At 39.4% G+C, this 17,191-nt stretch carries 15 protein-coding genes, 1 other RNA gene and 1 pseudogene; 2 read left to right on the top strand and 15 right to left on the bottom strand.

The genetic code is table 11. The features are described from left to right. Window positions 1-90: 90 nt before the first annotated feature. From SNE_RS10415 to SNE_RS10405, 3 genes are all read right to left on the bottom strand, one after another. Window positions 91-843: a hypothetical protein gene (locus SNE_RS10415; RefSeq protein ID WP_158307241.1), complete on the bottom strand. Its 753-nt coding sequence runs from the start codon at window positions 841-843 to the stop codon at window positions 91-93. Window positions 844-1,029: 186 nt separating this feature from the next. Continuing rightward, complete coding sequence (locus SNE_RS10410) at window positions 1,030-1,377, bottom strand: zinc finger Ran-binding domain-containing protein (RefSeq protein ID WP_013944390.1); 348 nt, start codon at window positions 1,375-1,377, stop codon at window positions 1,030-1,032. Between the two features lie 413 nt (window positions 1,378-1,790). After that, entirely contained in the window at window positions 1,791-2,219 is a 429-nt protein-coding gene (locus SNE_RS10405; protein WP_013944389.1) for a hypothetical protein, read from the bottom strand. 500 nt (window positions 2,220-2,719) lie between these two features. Between SNE_RS10405 and SNE_RS10400 the strand changes: the two genes are divergently transcribed. Beyond that, on the top strand, window positions 2,720-3,559 hold the full coding sequence (locus SNE_RS10400) for a hypothetical protein (RefSeq protein ID WP_148259011.1): 840 nt from the start codon (window positions 2,720-2,722) through the stop codon (window positions 3,557-3,559). Here SNE_RS10400 and SNE_RS10395 read toward each other — a convergent pair. Both SNE_RS10395 and SNE_RS10390 read right to left on the bottom strand, forming a co-directional pair. Beyond that, entirely contained in the window at window positions 3,462-4,211 is a 750-nt protein-coding gene (locus tag SNE_RS10395; protein WP_053225357.1) for a TrmH family RNA methyltransferase, read from the bottom strand. The two genes, SNE_RS10400 and SNE_RS10395, sit on opposite strands and share 98 nt — an antisense overlap. Further along, window positions 4,204-5,787, bottom strand: coding sequence for an ABC-F family ATP-binding cassette domain-containing protein (locus tag SNE_RS10390; protein ID WP_041419064.1), 1,584 nt, complete (start codon window positions 5,785-5,787; stop codon window positions 4,204-4,206). The genes SNE_RS10395 and SNE_RS10390 overlap by 8 nt, the downstream gene beginning before the upstream one ends. Before the next feature lie 51 nt (window positions 5,788-5,838). Here SNE_RS10390 and xerA point away from each other — a divergent pair. Continuing rightward, window positions 5,839-6,726, top strand: a pseudogene (xerA, locus tag SNE_RS10385) (site-specific tyrosine recombinase/integron integrase); the annotation flags it as partial. Here xerA and rnpB read toward each other — a convergent pair. The 10 genes from rnpB to SNE_RS10335 all read right to left on the bottom strand — a co-directional run bounded on the left by rnpB (window position 6,726) and on the right by SNE_RS10335 (window position 17,149). After that, window positions 6,726-7,068: RNase P RNA component class A (gene rnpB / locus SNE_RS12505), an RNA gene on the bottom strand. The pseudogene xerA and the gene rnpB overlap by 1 nt on opposite strands. A gap of 10 nt (window positions 7,069-7,078) precedes the next feature. Then, window positions 7,079-7,846: a zinc ribbon domain regulatory protein CdsZ gene (gene cdsZ, locus SNE_RS10380; RefSeq protein WP_013944384.1), complete on the bottom strand. Its 768-nt coding sequence runs from the start codon at window positions 7,844-7,846 to the stop codon at window positions 7,079-7,081. Window positions 7,847-7,921: 75 nt separating this feature from the next. Further along, window positions 7,922-8,536 (bottom strand): hypothetical protein, encoded by a 615-nt coding sequence (locus SNE_RS10375; RefSeq protein ID WP_013944383.1) that lies wholly within the window; start codon window positions 8,534-8,536, stop codon window positions 7,922-7,924. Further along, window positions 8,517-9,137: a hypothetical protein gene (locus SNE_RS10370; RefSeq protein WP_013944382.1), complete on the bottom strand. Its 621-nt coding sequence runs from the start codon at window positions 9,135-9,137 to the stop codon at window positions 8,517-8,519. The genes SNE_RS10375 and SNE_RS10370 overlap by 20 nt, the downstream gene beginning before the upstream one ends. A 20-nt stretch (window positions 9,138-9,157) precedes the next feature. After that, window positions 9,158-10,435, bottom strand: a complete 1,278-nt coding sequence (locus SNE_RS10365; RefSeq protein WP_013944381.1) for an MFS transporter — start codon at window positions 10,433-10,435, stop codon at window positions 9,158-9,160. 499 nt (window positions 10,436-10,934) lie between these two features. Beyond that, a complete protein-coding gene (locus SNE_RS10360) occupies window positions 10,935-11,840 on the bottom strand; it encodes a hypothetical protein (protein ID WP_013944379.1) in 906 nt (301 codons plus the stop codon). Between the two features lie 15 nt (window positions 11,841-11,855). Beyond that, entirely contained in the window at window positions 11,856-13,247 is a 1,392-nt protein-coding gene (locus tag SNE_RS10355) for a hypothetical protein (protein WP_013944378.1), read from the bottom strand. A gap of 16 nt (window positions 13,248-13,263) precedes the next feature. Further along, on the bottom strand, window positions 13,264-13,974 hold the full coding sequence (locus SNE_RS10350; protein WP_231919504.1) for a hypothetical protein: 711 nt from the start codon (window positions 13,972-13,974) through the stop codon (window positions 13,264-13,266). 50 nt (window positions 13,975-14,024) lie between these two features. Continuing rightward, on the bottom strand, window positions 14,025-14,849 hold the full coding sequence (locus tag SNE_RS10345) for a hypothetical protein (RefSeq protein ID WP_013944376.1): 825 nt from the start codon (window positions 14,847-14,849) through the stop codon (window positions 14,025-14,027). A gap of 1,010 nt (window positions 14,850-15,859) precedes the next feature. Beyond that, entirely contained in the window at window positions 15,860-17,149 is a 1,290-nt protein-coding gene (locus SNE_RS10335; protein ID WP_013944372.1) for an MFS transporter, read from the bottom strand. Between the last annotated feature and the right edge of the window lie 42 nt (window positions 17,150-17,191).

Here is a 17,191-nt window from a genome sequence, read left to right as displayed (position 1 = left end):
ACCTCGGTGAAGAAAATATCAATTTAGAATAGACGAACTTTTCGAAGATTATTGCCATAACTAAGTTATAAAAACTTAGCTATATAATAACTAAAATAGCTGAAGCAAACTCCATTTTAGCTCGGATTTTCCACATTTTTCTTTGCTGATTTTTTGAAACAGCTCCTGGTATCTTCGCTCGAGGTTGATAGTTTCTTGACTATCTGGATCAACCATAAAGCCAGGAGGACGCAACCATGGGTTATTTGCGTCGAACAATATTTCGATTCTTTCTAATTCAAGAAAAGGTTTTAACTTCTTTACTTTAGGTTCATTAGAGCTTTCATAGGATATTAAGTATGGTGGAAGCATGAAGGTATAAGGTTCTTCTTTTTTTTTGAAAGCTAAAGCGTTGTCCTTTCCAAATCCGTATAAAAGACCTATCAGAAAATGATTCCCTTTCAAGATTTTTACGAAATCACTTGGGAAACGGACCAGTTTATCCATAAACTGGTCGATGTCAAAAGAAACTCCTAAGGCACAAGAAAACGCTTGATAATTTTCTAAAATAACCTTTTTAGCCTCATCGATATTAAGGATTAAAATAGTTTCATAAGGCAAAACATTTGAAGGTTTGCTATTAACAATTACAATCTTCTTAGATGGAAATAACCACGAATACTTCTCCCATATACGTAATCCTTTTCGAAAGCGACTACAAATTGGGTGGAGGTAAAACATAGTGTCATAATGTTTAGACAATAAGTCTGTATCGACATAGCTCGTAATTGAGTCAATATTCGGAACATCTTCAAAGGTTAGTACCGGTTTTATCCCTTTTGCAACCCAAGGAAAACCTCGCACATTTAATAGATGAAAAAAATAAGATAAATGTTCTCTATCATTTTTGGGAATTGTGAGAATAACCGTATTAACATAAATTTGTTTCCAATGAGAGCGGAATATTAGTAGAGAAAATGAAAAGATTACGCAGACGATAAGTGTTTTCTGAATAAGTGACATTTACTGCACTACAGCTGTTTCCTATTATTATGGCCTTCTTCCACAATTTCCACATTTTTTTTGAAACATGGTATTGATATAACCACAATGAGGACATTTCCAATCCATAACAGGCCCTCTTTCCTCAAGATGATCCAAAGCTTTTATCTCCACTTCATATCCGCGATGTGTTCTATGAAGCGATACAACTTCCATCCAGTCACCGTTGAAAAACGTATAAAGACCTTCTGATGAAAGATCTAAATCGCCAGGGCTGATCTCAATATACCTTGTTTGTATTGTTTCGTAGTTAGAGTTTTCTATCTGCTTGATGTTAATCTCAGCAAACATACAATTAGTAATTAATATTCCGAACAATAAAAGCCATTTTCTCATACCTGATTCTCCACTAAATCCTTTAACAAATGGAAAAATTTAGACGATATCACTCGTGTTGTAAATATATCAAGTTTTGGTTTGAAAAAGGGTCAGAGTGAACTTCGGAAGCACAGATCTCAACGCAATCTAGATCATGTCAAATAATTTAGCCAGTGACACTTAGAAGGACTTGAAAGAAGCCCAAGAAAAAGTAACTGAAATTTTGCTAGAGAGTCCTCTTCTGGCGGATGTAAGGATTAGGAATTAATCTTTAAAAAACTGCTGGTTTAGTACATACGATGATATTTTGGGCGTTTGTTGGAATCCATGGAATATATTTACCTCAATGCCTGGATTTACCAATTATGTTCACGAGAATAGGCTGAAAGCGAATTTTATTTTGGTGAATGGTAGTAAGCTCAAAGCACTGGTTATACAACCTCTTTCAATGCAGTATTTAAATCTTCAGATAAGAGTTCGAGTTCTCGAATGAAGCTTTGTGTGGATTCGGGGTAAGAGACGTATTCGTGTAAAATAGCCGATAGATCGGAGTCTTTCACTTGTTGCTCGGAAAAGGTTTCCAAAGCATTCAAAATTGTCAGTGGCTTTTTTGTTTTATTGGAGAGAGGCTGCAAAAAGATGTTTTTGACTAGCTCTCCAACTTCTTTGACATCTTCGTCTGGACAATCGATCACTTGAACCGAAGAATTGTAAAGTTTGTGAATGGTGTCAGCCATGTTCAGAACAAATTCCTCTTGGCTGGATAGAGATCCGTTTTCCGACAGCGAATAAACAGAGTCAGTGAACTTATCAAGTTCTTGTTTGAAATTCAGACAGATTGTCTTAGTTTCTTTCTTCATACCTAAAATCCTTGGTCAATCCGCTTCAATTTTTATCTATTCTTCTTTTGAAATCAATACGTGAAGAAGAATTTTTTTCCTACCCTTCCTTTTAATCGATAAGTTTCTTATACTTACTTATACTTTTTACTGGAGGAGTAAAAAAAGGAAAAAAGGAGTCATTTCTTAAGGTTCAAATTTTTTATTGATGATTAACTTTCCTCTGTTTGCCTCGGTTGTGGGTGAGCGTTTATCTTAAGCGCAGCTCTGCCTTTTGATATTTTGCAATCCAAAAAGAAACTGGAGGGTTTGCGAAGACTTGCCCACGTTGAGGCTGTTGTTGGGAACCGTTGCCTGCGAGAAATCGCAGGCAACTTTGTTTCAGAATATCTCATCATTTCACTTTTCATTTAAGCCTTGTTTTGAGCTTTTGTTGTTTGAGTATACATAGGGTCTTATATTGCGAATAAAGATCTTGAGACCTTAAGATGTTTATTCTTTTTTTAACTCAGGAGGTTTCGATGAAACGCTTACTACTCACCCTAGCTGTATCACTCACTGCTTTGCTGCCATTTTCTTTGAAGGCAGAGGAGACAGAGCCGACGTGTGTTTACGGTTCTTTTCAAGTTTCTGATTTTTCAGCAGCACTTGGCAATAAAGTGTTTGTTGACTACATGTATCAGTTTTTCAATCGGTTTGCAGATTTATTAGCTGATATGGATGAAAAAGCGACCCAGCTTATCGCACTTTTTCCAGGAGAACCCATTAGTTTAAGTTGGGAAAAAGATATGGAATGTCTTCGTGACATCCTTGGAGATCGGGACACAAACATTAAGATGCTCTCTTTTGTAGGAGCAGGAATTTATCCTGATCACAGCTATGCAGATGACACAACCCGTGAAGACTTTCATTCTCTTCAGAACCTCATTTTTACAGGCCTAATAAAGGATATGATGATTATCGATGCTTATGAAGAAGAAAAAATTAGCGAAGAAACATATGAAAAAAGCTTAGCGGCAATTGAAGCTGAAATCATGGAGAAGACCAAGGCTCTTTGTTTAGAGTCTAAAGATAACTTTTTCAATGATGAGGTTTTTGAATTTTTAGGCAATGCTTCGTCAAGACTAGAAGCGCTTAGTCGGTTTCTTCCAGTCGATGATGAAGATGAATACGATGGGGAATCCAAAGCTGAATTAGCGTTTGAAGAGTTAGAAGACGCCCTAGTCGATCAACTTGATGAGCTGGTTCATGAGATGTTTTCGATTAAGGCAATCGAAGAGCTTTGCTATCAGATGCTAAATGGTGTGGAAGAGTCCATTGCTTGCGAATCTCTCCCGCCAGAATCGCAAACGCACAGCTAACATTGAGGGAGTTTTTACTCCCAAGAAGGGGGATCTGAAGTATGATATCGGCCTCTTTAACCGTTTCGGAATTCAGACCGTATTCTTCATTTCCTAAAAGAAGAGAAAACGTCTTGGGAAATTCAAAGTCATAGTAAGAAGGGGCATTTTCAACAGTTTCAAGGGCGATGAGTGGACGGGGAAGATCTTCCAGGCTTGAGTTTGCTTTGTGAGGGACGAAGGAGGCAACACCCATTGCGGCATCCGCCACTTTTTTGTTGTCAATTCCTGGAGTCATAGGAGAGAAATGGACAGTGCCTAGGCGAAAGGCTTCGACTGTGCGCAAGATGCTGCCGACGTTGTGTCCAGAGCGGAGATTTTCAAGGTAAATGGCTATAGGAAGGTAATCGATGTCTGAGAGAGTGTCGAACCGACGAATGAGAAGGTTATGCTCTTTGAGAGAAACAGAAGCTTCTTTGAGGTGAAGGTGGTAACGGTCTGCAATCGAAGAAAAAGAAATCTCAAGAGGAGAGAGGTTGAGCCAGGACTCAAGCTCGCGGTACCTTGAAAGGTGAATGGGATCGCTATTTTCGTGGAAAGTGCGAAGAATCTCTGCAGCTTTTTTATGCTGTTGCCGATAAGAAAGAGAAAGAAACTTCCGCTTACTAAACACGGGCCGCTAAGTACTCATCAAGTGTGCCATCGAAGGTGACTATGCCCCGTTTTTCGATAGCGATGATTTTATTGGCCACTTCATTAATCAGGTCGCGGTCGTGAGAGGCCATGATCACTGTCCCTTTGAACTCATCGAGTCCCCATGCCAGTGCTGACACCGATTCGAGGTCAAGATGGTTGTTCGGTTCATCGAGGATTAAAGTGTTGTAATCGTTCAGCATGAGGGCAGAGAAAATCAGGCGAGCGGTTTCTCCACCAGAGAGTTTGGAAATTTCTTTGAAGGCATCATCTCCCCCAAAGAGCATTTTTCCAAGGGCTCCCCGAATATCTTGATCGTAAGCTTTGGCTTTATGCTTTTTCAGCCAATCGAACGACGTGATTTTTTCTGATTTGTCAATTGCCTCAGAGTGGTTTTGGGGAAAATAACCAAGCTCAACTTGATGGCCTCGTTCAATTTTTCCTGCCTCAGGGTCTAAAACTCCTGCCAGCATTTTCAGCAGAGTTGTTTTTCCCATCCCGTTATTTCCAATAACGGCAATTTTGTCCCCACGCATGATTTCAATAGAAAAGTCATTGATGACTACATTGTCATCATAGGCCTTACTAATTCCATCGACTTTTAAGACGATTTTTCCAGAAGGTTTTTCTGGGGGAGTGAAGCGGATATAGGGGCGTTGGATGTTTGACTTTTTGAGCTCTTGTGGTTGAAGTCGGTTGATTTCTTTGACTCGAGAACGCACTTGAGATGCACGGGTTCCGGCGCCAAATTTAGAGACAAACTCTTTGAGTTGAGCGATCTTTTTTTCTTTTGATTTGTTTTCTTGTTCGGCTCGATCACGGACTGAAGTTTTAGCAACTAGCATGTCATCATAGTTACCGGGATACGTGATGATCGTATCGTAGTCAATGTCAGCGATGTCTGTTGTCACGGCATTGAGGAAGTGGCGATCGTGACTGACAACGATGAGTGTTCCATTGTAGTTTAGGAGGAAGCTTTCAAGCCATCCGATCGACTCGAGATCCATGTGGTTAGTCGGTTCATCGAGGAGGAGGGCTTCAGGTTCTCCAAAAAGGGCTTGGCATAAGAGAACGCGGAATTGAAGATCGGTCGGAATTTCATGCATTATTTTTTCATGCATTTCTACGGGAATTCCCATCCCACAAAGAAGCATTTCAGCATTCGAGTCGGCGCTGTACCCATCTTCGTCGGCAATGATTTCTTCGAGCTCTCCAAGGCGCATGCCGATTTCGTCGGTCATTTCTTTTTCGTAAAGCATGTCACGCTCGACCATTGCTTTCCAGAGGCGCTCGTTTCCAATGATGACAACATCTAAAACCTTGTTGTCTTTAAACTCTTCGATATTTTGACGTAAGAAACCAACTTTTTTCGGAAGGGTAACCGTTCCAGAAGTAGAGTCTTCAACTTTCATCATGATTTTGAGAAGAGTCGATTTTCCCGCTCCGTTCGGACCGGTTAAACCATAACGGTGACCAGGGTTGAAGGCTGCACAAACATCATCAAATAAAACGCGTGTGCCGATCTTTTTTGAAATTTTATCGAGTACAATCATAATATCTTATAATAGAGAAATAAGGAGTAAAAATCAATGACGCTTTCTCAAGAGATGGATCGATTCTTAAGACACTTAGAAGTTGTGAAAAACGCATCTCAGCATACCCTTCGTAATTACCGGTTAGACCTCATAGCGTTTCAAAGTTTTCTTGAAAAAGGGGTGGAAGTTTCCCAGATAGAAAAGCGGGACATTCGGAGCTATCTCACCCATCTCAATTATAAAGGAGTGGCGAAGCGTACCGCTTTTCGCCATTTATCAGCCCTTCGTTCTTTTTTTAAATATTTGATGCGAGAAAAAATCATTGAGCACAATCCCCTTGATGAGATTTCAAGCCCAAAGCTGGATAAACCTGTCCCAAAATCCCTCTCATTTGAAGAGGTGGAGCGGCTTTTTGCTCAGCCTGATGTTGCGACCTACTTGGGATTTCGGGATCGGTGTATGATGGAGTTATTTTATAGCTCTGGCTTGCGGATTAGTGAGTTGACTTTTTTAAACCGGTTGGATGTCGATTTGAGAAACCGCTCCATTCGGGTCATGGGGAAAGGGAAAAAAGAACGGGTGATTCCGATCACAAAAAATGCTGCAAAGTGGATGCGAGAGTACTTAAGCTATCCTGCGCGGTTTGAAGAGGGGAAGCCTTATGCTGAAAAAGATCGTGAAGCTATCTTCTTGAATAAATGGGGAAGGCGCCTCACGACGCGGTCGATTGATCGGATGTTTAAACGGTACCTGCTGATGAGCGGGCTTGCAGCAACCATCACACCTCATACGATTCGTCACACAATTGCAACACATTGGCTTGAGCGGGGCATGGATCTCAAAACAATTCAAGTGCTTCTTGGTCATAGCTCGCTAGCCACAACGACAATCTATACAAGGGTTTCAAGTCGACTGAAGAGAGAAGTGTATGAAAAAGCCCATCCTTCTTCGAAAAGAAAGCTGTCGGAAAAGGGGTAAGCCGGATTCTGTGCGAGGCAATCATTCATCTAGGGACTTTGTCACCAAAATCCTCGAGCGACTCTAAGAGTTCCTGAGCGAAAAACTGAAACGAACTCTTTCTTGCTTCAGGTGGGGTTTGCAGCGTCCTTGTGTTTCCACAAAGAGGTCGAGCCATAAGCTCGACATTTTCATCCTGTCTAATCTTACCTAGGTAGAATTAGCGGTTTGTTTTCTGTTACACTTTCCGTAGCCTTACGGCCCCCAGTTTTTCACTGGCACCTTTTTCTGCGAAGTCCAGACTTTCCTCTCCCAATAAATGGCAGCGATTGCGTCCTTTTCCGAAACAGGCAAATTAGGCTTTAACTGTGCGGCGACGACGACGACGTGTGGCAACTGTAGTGCCTTCGATCGATTCGCTTTCTTGCCAAAAGTGGATACGAGAGCAATGCTCACAAAAAACAAGTGCTTCACCTTTACGCACGAGGTTTTCGTGCTGAAGCGTGAGGGCGATGTGGCAGCCACTGCAAGTGCGGTTTTCAATCGGAACGATCACGCGGTCTTTTTTATTGCGAAGTAGCCGCTCATAGATTTTTAGTATTTCTGGGTCGGCATTCTTAGCAGCTTCTAGTCGTTGCTCTTTAAGTTGTTGTCCTTCTTCGTTGATCTTGTCAATGCCAAGCTTGATTTCGTTTTCGAGTTCTTGACTGTTCACTGCAGAAGCTTCCAGGCTGCTCTTGATTTTATCGTAGATCTCTTCTTCAGTAACTTTCTTGTCGAGAATGTTGGATGTCTGCATTTCCAAAGTCCCTTTTTCTCGCTCAACAGCTGTCATTTCTTGTGTTAAGGCGTTGAATTCTTCAACTTTCTTAATAGATGATTGTTGTGATTCAAGTTTCTTGTACTTTTCTGAAAGCTTTTCAATCTTTTCTTCTAAATTGTTGATTTGCTTATCGAGATCGGCAATTTCTTCTTGCTTTAACTTGAGTTGCTCTTCAAGTTCAATCCGCAGATCTTCAATCTGTTGAAGCTCACCTTGGCGTTGCTTTTTCACACGCATGAGCCGGATCATTTTAATGTCTAATTCTTGGATGTCGAGTAAAAGCTTCAACGCTTGATGCATGTCAAGATCTTCCTATAATTCTTCAAGTGTGCCCCATACACTACAGGTTTTCTTGAAATTTCTCAAGTCCAAAAATCACAAATGAATTTGAACCACATGAAAGAGAGGATGATCGTTTTGATAAGTGATCACAAAAGCTTGGTTAGGAGTAGCTTCTGATGAAATTTTTTTTTGAAAATCCCCATTATGCCGCATTTTTGGTTCTAAGTTGATCAAGAGCGAAGGAACATCTTGACTTTTGGTGCAGATGACGACAGTCTTTCCACTATGTTCCTGAGACTCATAGAGGGTTTCTTTTAGTTGGCCCAGTTTGTTCGGAATGAATTGCTCAGCACTTTCTGGGATGTTAGTGAAAACAGAGATAGGTGCTTTTTTGTAAAAAATGACATTTGCAAGGGGAGCAATCGTTTGAATGCATGAAAGGGTAGAGGGAGAGCCCACATAGGAAATAGGGTGGGATGGCTCTCCCCTTTTGCTGACCATGTCTTCAAAAAGGGGAGGCGTTTTTGGGGGAACGCCAAGGAAAAATTCCACAAGTCCTGCCGCTCTTTTCAGACCTTCACTCGTTAACCCATTTGTTGAAGAAATCTCTCCAGGGGTCACTACGATGATACGATGAGGTTTTGCTTCAACTTGTGAGAAAGCGAAGACGAGCATCAAGAAAAGGGTCTTAAGGATTGTTGAAACCATCAGCTGGTACCTGTGTGAAAGTTAAGCCGGTAGGTTCATCTCCTTCGAAGCGAATGACCCAGACCTTATCGTAAATATCTTTTCCCATTTCAGGGAAAGAAGTTTTGAGCTTTGCAAATTGCCCTGTTAGGAGTTTGGGAATTTCAGTATGTTCCCAACAAATTACAACTGTTTGCCTCTCGAAGGGTTGCTTCATGAGGTGAGCTAGGACTTCATTGGCTTGATCGAATGAAAACTGATTATGGATCGCGACGTTTTTATGCACTCTTTCCTTAAGGTATGCATTGGCTGCCTGAAAGAGGGGAATGATTGTTTGGGTGCAGCGAACATAATTGTAGGTGCCGCGTAAATCCTTGACGAATGAGCGTGGAACATAGAAGGCCCCAATCGGGTGCTCTTTTTGGTCGATGATTTGATTTTGCAGTAAAAAATTCACGAGATATGCTGCACGCTGTTGCCCCTGAGCATTTAGGAGGGCATCCATGTCCTTGATAAATCCTTCGGCAGCCATTTTCTCTCCATGACGAAAGATCACGATTTGGTAGGGCTGCGCAAAAACATAGTTAGCGAAAATAAGAAATAACAAGAGAAGCTTTTTCATTAGAAAAATTGCGTAAGTTCTTAACGAATTTTTTGTTTTCCAAATGTTTCTTTAGTAAAGGATAAAAATAATAGACCTAGTAACGTAAACAAAGGAAAGATGATTAGAAGTATCTTTAATTCGCTGACTGTAAGTCCTAAAAGTCCTCTGTTTTCAGCATTCATCAAATTTACAAAAATCTTAATAATCCATCCTGTAATTAAGTGAAAAAAAGCCATGCTAATAATGAGTAGACCTGTAACTGTTGCTGTGACTTGAGGAATATTTTTCTCATGAATCATGACAAAGGCAAGGAAAACAGCTCCTGAAAAAAACGCGCTAATCATGTAAAGACCTTGCACAATGACTAAGGGTAAGGGCGAAAAGTAAAATGCAAGAAGAAACGTTATTGCTGCAATAATGGTTCCTGTTAACATCAAGGTTTTTCGTCGTTTATAGTACATTGAAATCCAGCAAAAGAATAATATTCCGATTACAAAGGCTGCTAAGTTATAGGTGTTAAACTTAAGTCCGTTTTCAAACTGAATGTGATATACTGCGTTTAGAATAGGGATATTTAGCCCTAAAAACGGAATGCGATGTCCTTGAACTAAGCCAAAAAAAAGAGCGATAAACCAATTTTCTTTGCTTTTTAAAGCTAATTTGACCCCTTCTTTAAAAGGAGCTTTTTGATGATCGTCATAAATGTCATATTTGATCCCAGATGTGGAATGACCTAAGATTATAAAAAAGAATAAAGAATATATAATTCCAATTAGACCATAATTAATGGAAATAGTTGTCCATTTAAAATGAGAAAGCAAAAATTGATTTAAAAATTGAGCAAGAGAACTGCTTAAAAAGGCGATACAACTTGTCCATCCTACCATTAATGCGAAATGCTTAAAGTGAAACCAGTTAGAAATCATTTTAAGGGTGCTTGCAAATGTTACAGTCCATCCTGTTCCAATGATGAAAAGAGAAATCCAGGTTACTTGTGTAGAGTTGCTTAATCCAAGTAAAATCATTCCTAAAGCACTTACCAGCATGACAAGACTGATTGTTCTACGAAGTCCATATTCATCGATAAAACAAGCGACAGGTAGCTGTAGGAATATCACAGTCAAAAGAAATGGATCGAAAATGGTTTCGTAGTTAAAACCCTGTTTGAGGGTCTTATCAGCTAAAGGTGAATGAAAGAACCAAATGCTTGATTCAACTAAGAGCATAAAAAAAATAAAAAGAACAGAAACAAACCAAACAAACAAAGCAAAACGTTGCTTTGGATGAGGATAAAAAGTTTTGTCTTCTAAACTCATTTGATTCTCCTAAGACAGTAGTTTATTCTTGGCAGGTGTGTTGCATAATCCCGGTTTTGAAAAATTGAGTGTCTGAATATCAATAAGTTAGGATCTCCGAATTTTGGGCTTAAAAATAGGTGCTTCATTGAGAGTTATGCAACACACCTATTCTTGGGTTGTTCTATACTCAAATACATCTCTTTGGGTATATCTATACTTGTGTATTTTAATTAGTGGTTATTGTCTAGATTTTTGTGATTGGTAAGGCTGTATACGGTGTTGTTGAATAAATCGACTTAAGTCACTGATAATCTGTGAAAGCGTTTACAGAACGTCAATGACTTAGGTGTATTTTTTCAACACAACCCGATTGCGACGCAAGCAAGGAGTATGATAAAAAAGGTCGCCGGAGAAAATCCAGCGACCAGGAGGGGGAGAGAAGGTTTTTTAAAAGTAGTTTTTAGTTTGGTGAAAATGCGAACACTTCGCATTTTTGCTATAAGTTACCTTAGTTTTATCAACCTCCGTTATATTTGTTAGCCATCAGTAATTGTTCGATGTATTGAGCGATTGTAGGAATCAGTCCAAAGATATTAGTTGCTTGGTTTTGCATCAGTGATTGATTCGAATTGAATGAAGAAATGAGGTTTTGGGCAATTGTTGCTTGCGCTTCATCATCTTTTGCAATGGCTTTGTGGTTTGCTGCAGCAAGTGAGAAACTTCCTGTCGTCATATCTTTGAGTGCTGGAGTGATTAAATATATTTTTTCTCCGACGCTTTTGATTTCATTGGCTCTTTGATCTATTTGTTTTTTCGCTTGCGCTTGAACAGCTTCTACATCCTTACTATCGGCGAATTTCAAGATCGTTTCGTCAGTAACGGTTTGACCATTTTCAAGAGTGGTAGTAACCTTATCTGGTGTTTTTGTAAGATCGAGATTTGTTTTCATTTGCTGGATGCGTGTTTTGACTGCTGGGTCGTTTACAATATCATCTTGTTGTATTTTTGCAGTAGATAGGAAGTTTTCGTTACCTGACTGATCTATAGGTTTGAGGTAACCTTCTCCTGGTGAGATGCTTTGACTTGCTTTACTTGCATAAATTGTACTTCCAACGGCGCTTGCAAGGCTTAGTGCGCCTCCGCTTATTTCGCCGACCCCGGATAGGACTTGATCGATTTTTTGCTGTTTACCTTGATTTTGTTGCAGCGTGCTGACAGCATTAGCTTCTTCTGAGCTAAACCGGTTGTTGAGGGCTGCAAGCTCGTTATCAAGTTGTCCAATTTCTAAATCAATTTCGTTCATTTTCAGTAAAATAGAAATAACTGATCCAGCAGGTCCCATTTGGAAATTTGCGAAATCGTAGGGATTCGAAGAAGGTGTTTTTGAATCATCTGATGTTGTTATTGGGTTTGATTTTGACATAATAATCTCCTTTTATTAAATACCTTGTGCAACGACATTGGCTCCAGCTTGCATTGGAGCAATATAATTTCCTACATTTTGAATAAGGTTCGCGAAAGACTGTAGGATTTCTTTTGTTTCATCTTGTACTTGTTTGATGCTTGCTTGATTCAATTCAGTTTCGTTTTTCAACTGATTGATGTTAGCATTCAATTGACTGAGGATTTCTTCCATTTTCCCTAGTTGAATGTCGATAGAACCCATCCAAATTTCAGGAATAGCGGGAAGCCCTTGAGCTAGTAAAGATGCTGAAGTCACCAATGCTTGGAGTTTTGCAGCGCTGAGTCCTGATAATTTAGTACCAATAGCTGTTCCAGCATCTTGAATCATGGTCATCAAAGTGGACAATTTTTCACTTGAGTTGGCTAATTTTGTTCCAAGTGTTTTAGCTAAATTTACAAGAGAACTCTCTGAATCTTCCGCGGCTGATCCGGAGCCCCCTGCGACCATCCCAATGATCGCTACGATAATCTGGACGATTTCTCCCAAGATTTCCATGGCTTCTTTAACTTTTGGATTTGAAGAATTCACTGCCATAGCTTCAAAAATGTCTACAATTGCATTTGTCCCAATCGTTGCTTGGGTTCCGTTCATGATGGCTATTTTGGATGCATTTTTAAATCCACTCTTTGCACCATCTATGAGTTGTGACGTCATTGATGTTCCTTCTTCTGAAGCATCTTCAAGAAAAGAGCTTGCAGTGGAAATAGCAGCTCCTCCAATTGCGCCAGCTCCAAGGGTGGCAACAACTGTTGCAACAATCACAACCGCAGCAGCTAGAACATTGGCGACTTTTTGCGCAACATCAGAATTAACTCCCGCAGCTTCCAAACCACTAGCGATTCCTTTTGCAATGTCACTTGTGAGTTTGCTCATGCCACCAGTAGAGGAAAAAATGGTCATAGCAATCAAAGCAATTGCGACTTCAGGGTTTCCAGTAAGAATAGCTATTGCTGAAAAAATCACTGTACCAATAATCTCAAGGGCTTTAAAAACTTTTTGCAATTTTTCATGGCGTTCGTTTTTATCAATCTGTTTTGTTGTTTCATTCAGCTTTTGTAAATTTTCTTCCTCTGAGGCTGTAGCCATAGTTTGCCCCATTTGCAGCTGACCATTTTGTAATTGCTCTTGGATTTCTGTGAAATGGCCCATGAGTTCTGATAAGATTGCTTGCATTTCTGCCATAGCCTTTTGCAAGCTTTCATGAGAGTCATTGTCGGTCTTTGGTGTGGCCTGATGAAGAGCTGTTTTCAATGTTGTTGCCAAAGAAGCTAAATGAATTTGCTTTTTTTTACTTTGTTCATCTTGTGAGATGAATTGATTGTTTAAAGCTTCATTTTCTAATCTTTGAATAGTGTAAGTCGTCATATTACTTCTCCTTTTATTACATAGGGGATTCAAGTAAACTAGATGTATAGCCCATGGCTTGTATCATGGAGGATCCAGTAGAAAGTAAATTCGCTCCTGCTTGAGCCGTACTCTGTACTCCGCTTTGTAAATCTTGGAGAGATGTTTGGTCCCCTTGCTCTAGATTTGAAAAACTAGTTTGTTCTGTTGTATATTCAGACTGTGCTAAACCCAAATAGCTTTGAAAATTTGACACAAAATCATTTCCTGTTACATCAAATGATTGAGAGCCAATGGTGAAATGAATAGTCCAGTCATCTGTATCATGAACATCACTATCTCCTATACCACTTTCATTCCATGCACCGGCAGAGGTCTGATCCCCATTCACGTTGTTATTTGTAATGGTCACCCCCGAACCTTTGTACCCGTTTGGGCTGTTAACACCTCCGAGGAAATTTACCATCCAGATGTAGGCTCCTTTGACCTCATCACTCCCATCTGGTAGAGATCCCCATCCGTTACCGTATTGCTTGTAATAATTTTCAAAGAAATCTCCGAGGTCAGAACTACTTAAGTCATTGTATAAAATGTTAAGTCCTTGCATCATATTCATGATATTATTTAACTCTGTTTGAGCTTGCTGATAGACCACATTTAAGGCCTCGGCCATCAACTCTGTTGAATTGGCTTGAGAAATTTGGAGGCCAGTGATTGTGCTGGATTGGTTGTTTATCGCAATTAACATATTTTCTTGATAATTCATAAAAAATCCCTTCTTAGTTAAATTTGTTGATATTACTGCGTTACAGTTTTATTGTTTGCATAGGAGATAAAGCTTGTAATCATCGATAAGATGTTTTTCATTGTTCCTTCATATGAGTTAAAATTTTGTTGATCAGAAGATAAGTTTGTCGAAGCCATCGAGTTAATCTGGTTTTGTTGTGTTTCGGCATTCGAGACTACATCATCAACTTGTTTCATCGATGTTGAGCCACTAGAGCTGCCGGTTGAGCTGCTGTAAGCATTGTTGAAAAATGTTGTCAGTGAAGAGTCGATATTTGACCAATTTGTATTTGGATTGGCAAAAGCAGCGAATAAGCTCTCTGTAGTGCTGCCATCGGTCACTTGAAATGTGTTAAAGTCACCATCGATCGCATTTACGAAGTTTTCATTTTTAAATGGGGCCTGAGCTTGTATAATGACTTCATTATTGCCTCCTTCTTTGTAGCTTCCTCCTGTGTTGAAATAGAAGTTTAGATCTGTATAGTACTGGCCAGTATCCTTTACGAAATCTTGGATGTCTGTTGTTTCTTGATCTGTGTTTTTATTTTCAATGTCTTGAAAAATGTTGTTAATATCTCCGTTTATCTTGGATAAGTCTGTGTTTAGAACAGAAACGGTATTCATTAATCCAGACTCAACGTTCATTTCAGCTCCTTGATAATCGAGCATTGTATTGCTGAGAACCAAAGCGAAGAACATCAAAGCAGCTCCAGCACTTCCATTAGCGATATGTTCGAATTCTTTCATTTCTTTTTCATAAAGTTTTCTTACATCTGTCAGTTGATCCAAAGCTTGAAGTGGATCTTCACCTGGAGCAATTGTTGGAAAGTATGACATAATTTAATCTCTCTTTTATTTTCTGAACTATTGGGTGATAGAGAAGGTGCTTTTTAACTTCTCAACTCTTTTTTTCCATAAGCTACACCCTGCCTTGTTCTAATCTTAATGAAAATTGGTTTCATTTTTATAATTAGCAAAGTTGTTTCAAATGCAACTTTGAGTTTTTCAAAATCTTTTGGCACAAACCAGTCTTGTTGCAATCATCACTGTCGATTACAAGTTTCCCTAGGTGTCTTATCAAGTTGCCATATGATTGGAAAATGCATTTCCAATTTTGTCAAAACTTGGCTAAGAGAGTTTGGTTTGTGTCATTTCAAACTCTAGCCCGTAATCTTCTTGGACCCAAAGGGGGTATAGGGGGCTCGGAGGGGCAAGCTAGACTTGCTGTTTCGGGGGTGCTTTATTGATACCCGAGAAGAAAGTCGTCAGCCTTTTCCAAGTCCAGGAAGGGTCTATCATTTAGACTCTACCTCAAATTATATGGACCCAAAATGAGGGGCTTTCCTTACCGAGGGCTCGAAGGGGCCTGCGGAGCTTCTCTTCGTCGAAGGCACTTTATGTGCATTCGAGAAGAAAGTCGTCAGCCTTTTCCAAGTCCAAGGAAGACTCAACTGTTAGGACATAAATTGGTGTCAAAAACTCCTTTTTCATATTTATTCGATGCAAAACTGTCCATTTGCAAAAATGCAAAATCAAAAAATCTGAAAAAAATTGGATATAAGCATCCACAAAAAAATAGGCGTAAATACTTAAATTAGATAGGGTTGAGCTTTATTCTCTGTTTTTTGAGGTTATTATAAAGTTCAAAAACAGAAAGGGCTTTTTCCCTAGTGTGATATTGACATGTATAAGCGGTTTATTATGTAAACGTCGTGAATTATCATTCACGTTAACTTCATTATAACAGATTGTTTATTTATGTTAATAAAATTTTAATATTATTTAAGTTGTTGTAAATAAGTTATTTAAAAATATTTATTTTTATTAAGTTATTTTCTAACAGCAACTTATAAAGTTAATTTTTGTTTTCCGTGAGTGTCTTTTACTCGAGAGAGAAGCAGCAACCCTATGAGAGCGGATAAGGGGAAGACAAGAAATGTGATTTTAAGTTCAGTAGGGCTATAAGATGATAGACTTAGATCTGAACTGATAAAATCGAGAATGCCGGAAACTATCCAGTTTGTCAGTAATCGAAAGAATGCCAATGAAATCACAAGCATACCTATTACAGTTGCAGTGATTTGGGGAACATTTTTCTCATGGATTAGACTTGCTGAGAGAAAAAACGATCCAGCGCAAAAAGAGCTGATACTGAACAAAATAACGACTATGACATCTGAAAGACCAGGAATATAAACAGGGATAAAATTAGCAATTGCAGCAAGAATTGCACCAATGATAATGAGTTTCTTACGTATTTTTTTTCGCATTGCAATCCAACCAAAGAACAAGGCTCCAAAGGCATAGGCTAAAATACATGGGGTATTGAAATAAGCCCCTTCATCCGGGGAGATTTTGTAGAAGGCTTCCAGGAAGGTGATGTGCCAAAAACCCACAAAAGTGATTCTGTGCCCCTCAAGAAGTCCAAAAGCAAGGGCAATAAGCCAGTTTTCGCGGTTTTTGAGGGCTGAGACGATCGCGGTTTTTGCAGAGGGAAGTTGCTGGTTTGCGTAGACATTATACTGAGCACCTGGGCTTGAGCTACGAAGGACTGCAAAAAAGAATAAGGCATAGATGATCCCTACGATGCCGTAATTGATAAAGGTCGTTGTCCATTGAAAATGAGAAAGAAAGTAATTTGTTAAGGGTTGACCAAAGGGTGCACCTAGATGTGCGATACAAACTGTTCCCCCAACGATTAAAGGAAATTTTCTTGGAGAGAACCAGTTGGAGATAAATTTAAAAGCGTTTGCATAAGAGACTGTGGCTCCAATTCCTGTAATAAAAAGAGCGATCCAGAAAATTGCATTCGAATCGCTCAGCCCTAATATCAAAATCCCAATAGTGCTGATTAGCATCACGCACCCAACAACTTTTGTTGGGCCCCATTCATCAATCATGAAAGAGACGGGAATCTGGAAGAGAATTGTAGCAATTAAATATGGAGTTAAAATGTCTTGAAGGGAATGCGGTGAATTCAATTTTTCCCCCATAAGAGGAGAATGAGCATCCCAGACACTAAATTCGATGAGATATAGAATAACCATGAACAATGTAGCTGCAAGCCAAACACCCCAAGCAAAGTAAGGACGTGGGTGGGGATAAAAAGTTTCTATTGATTGCTTTTTTATCGTCATCTTTTTAGAGCCTCAAGCTTTGACTATGTATATGATTCTCTA

Source organism: Simkania negevensis Z (assembly GCF_000237205.1).
Lineage (GTDB): Bacteria > Chlamydiota > Chlamydiia > Chlamydiales > Simkaniaceae > Simkania > Simkania negevensis.
The sequence above is the reverse complement of the archived record's forward strand: the minus strand, read 5'-3'. Positions and strand labels throughout refer to the sequence as shown.

What these genes read in the sequence shown, in the direction of transcription:
- SNE_RS10410 (WP_013944390.1), bottom strand. Translation starts at nt 1,377, where the DNA reads ATGAGAAAATGGCTTTTATTGTTCGGAATATTAATTACTAATTGTATG.
- SNE_RS10405 (WP_013944389.1), bottom strand. Translation starts at nt 2,219, where the DNA reads ATGAAGAAAGAAACTAAGACAATCTGTCTGAATTTCAAACAAGAACTT.
- SNE_RS10400 (WP_148259011.1), top strand. Translation starts at nt 2,720, where the DNA reads ATGAAACGCTTACTACTCACCCTAGCTGTATCACTCACTGCTTTGCTG.
- cdsZ (WP_013944384.1), bottom strand. Translation starts at nt 7,846, where the DNA reads ATGCATCAAGCGTTGAAGCTTTTACTCGACATCCAAGAATTAGACATT.
- SNE_RS10375 (WP_013944383.1), bottom strand. Translation starts at nt 8,536, where the DNA reads ATGGTTTCAACAATCCTTAAGACCCTTTTCTTGATGCTCGTCTTCGCT.
- SNE_RS10370 (WP_013944382.1), bottom strand. Translation starts at nt 9,137, where the DNA reads ATGAAAAAGCTTCTCTTGTTATTTCTTATTTTCGCTAACTATGTTTTT.
- SNE_RS10365 (WP_013944381.1), bottom strand. Translation starts at nt 10,435, where the DNA reads ATGAGTTTAGAAGACAAAACTTTTTATCCTCATCCAAAGCAACGTTTT.
- SNE_RS10360 (WP_013944379.1), bottom strand. Translation starts at nt 11,840, where the DNA reads ATGTCAAAATCAAACCCAATAACAACATCAGATGATTCAAAAACACCT.
- SNE_RS10355 (WP_013944378.1), bottom strand. Translation starts at nt 13,247, where the DNA reads ATGACGACTTACACTATTCAAAGATTAGAAAATGAAGCTTTAAACAAT.
- SNE_RS10350 (WP_231919504.1), bottom strand. Translation starts at nt 13,974, where the DNA reads ATGTTAATTGCGATAAACAACCAATCCAGCACAATCACTGGCCTCCAA.
- SNE_RS10345 (WP_013944376.1), bottom strand. Translation starts at nt 14,849, where the DNA reads ATGTCATACTTTCCAACAATTGCTCCAGGTGAAGATCCACTTCAAGCT.
- SNE_RS10335 (WP_013944372.1), bottom strand. Translation starts at nt 17,149, where the DNA reads ATGACGATAAAAAAGCAATCAATAGAAACTTTTTATCCCCACCCACGT.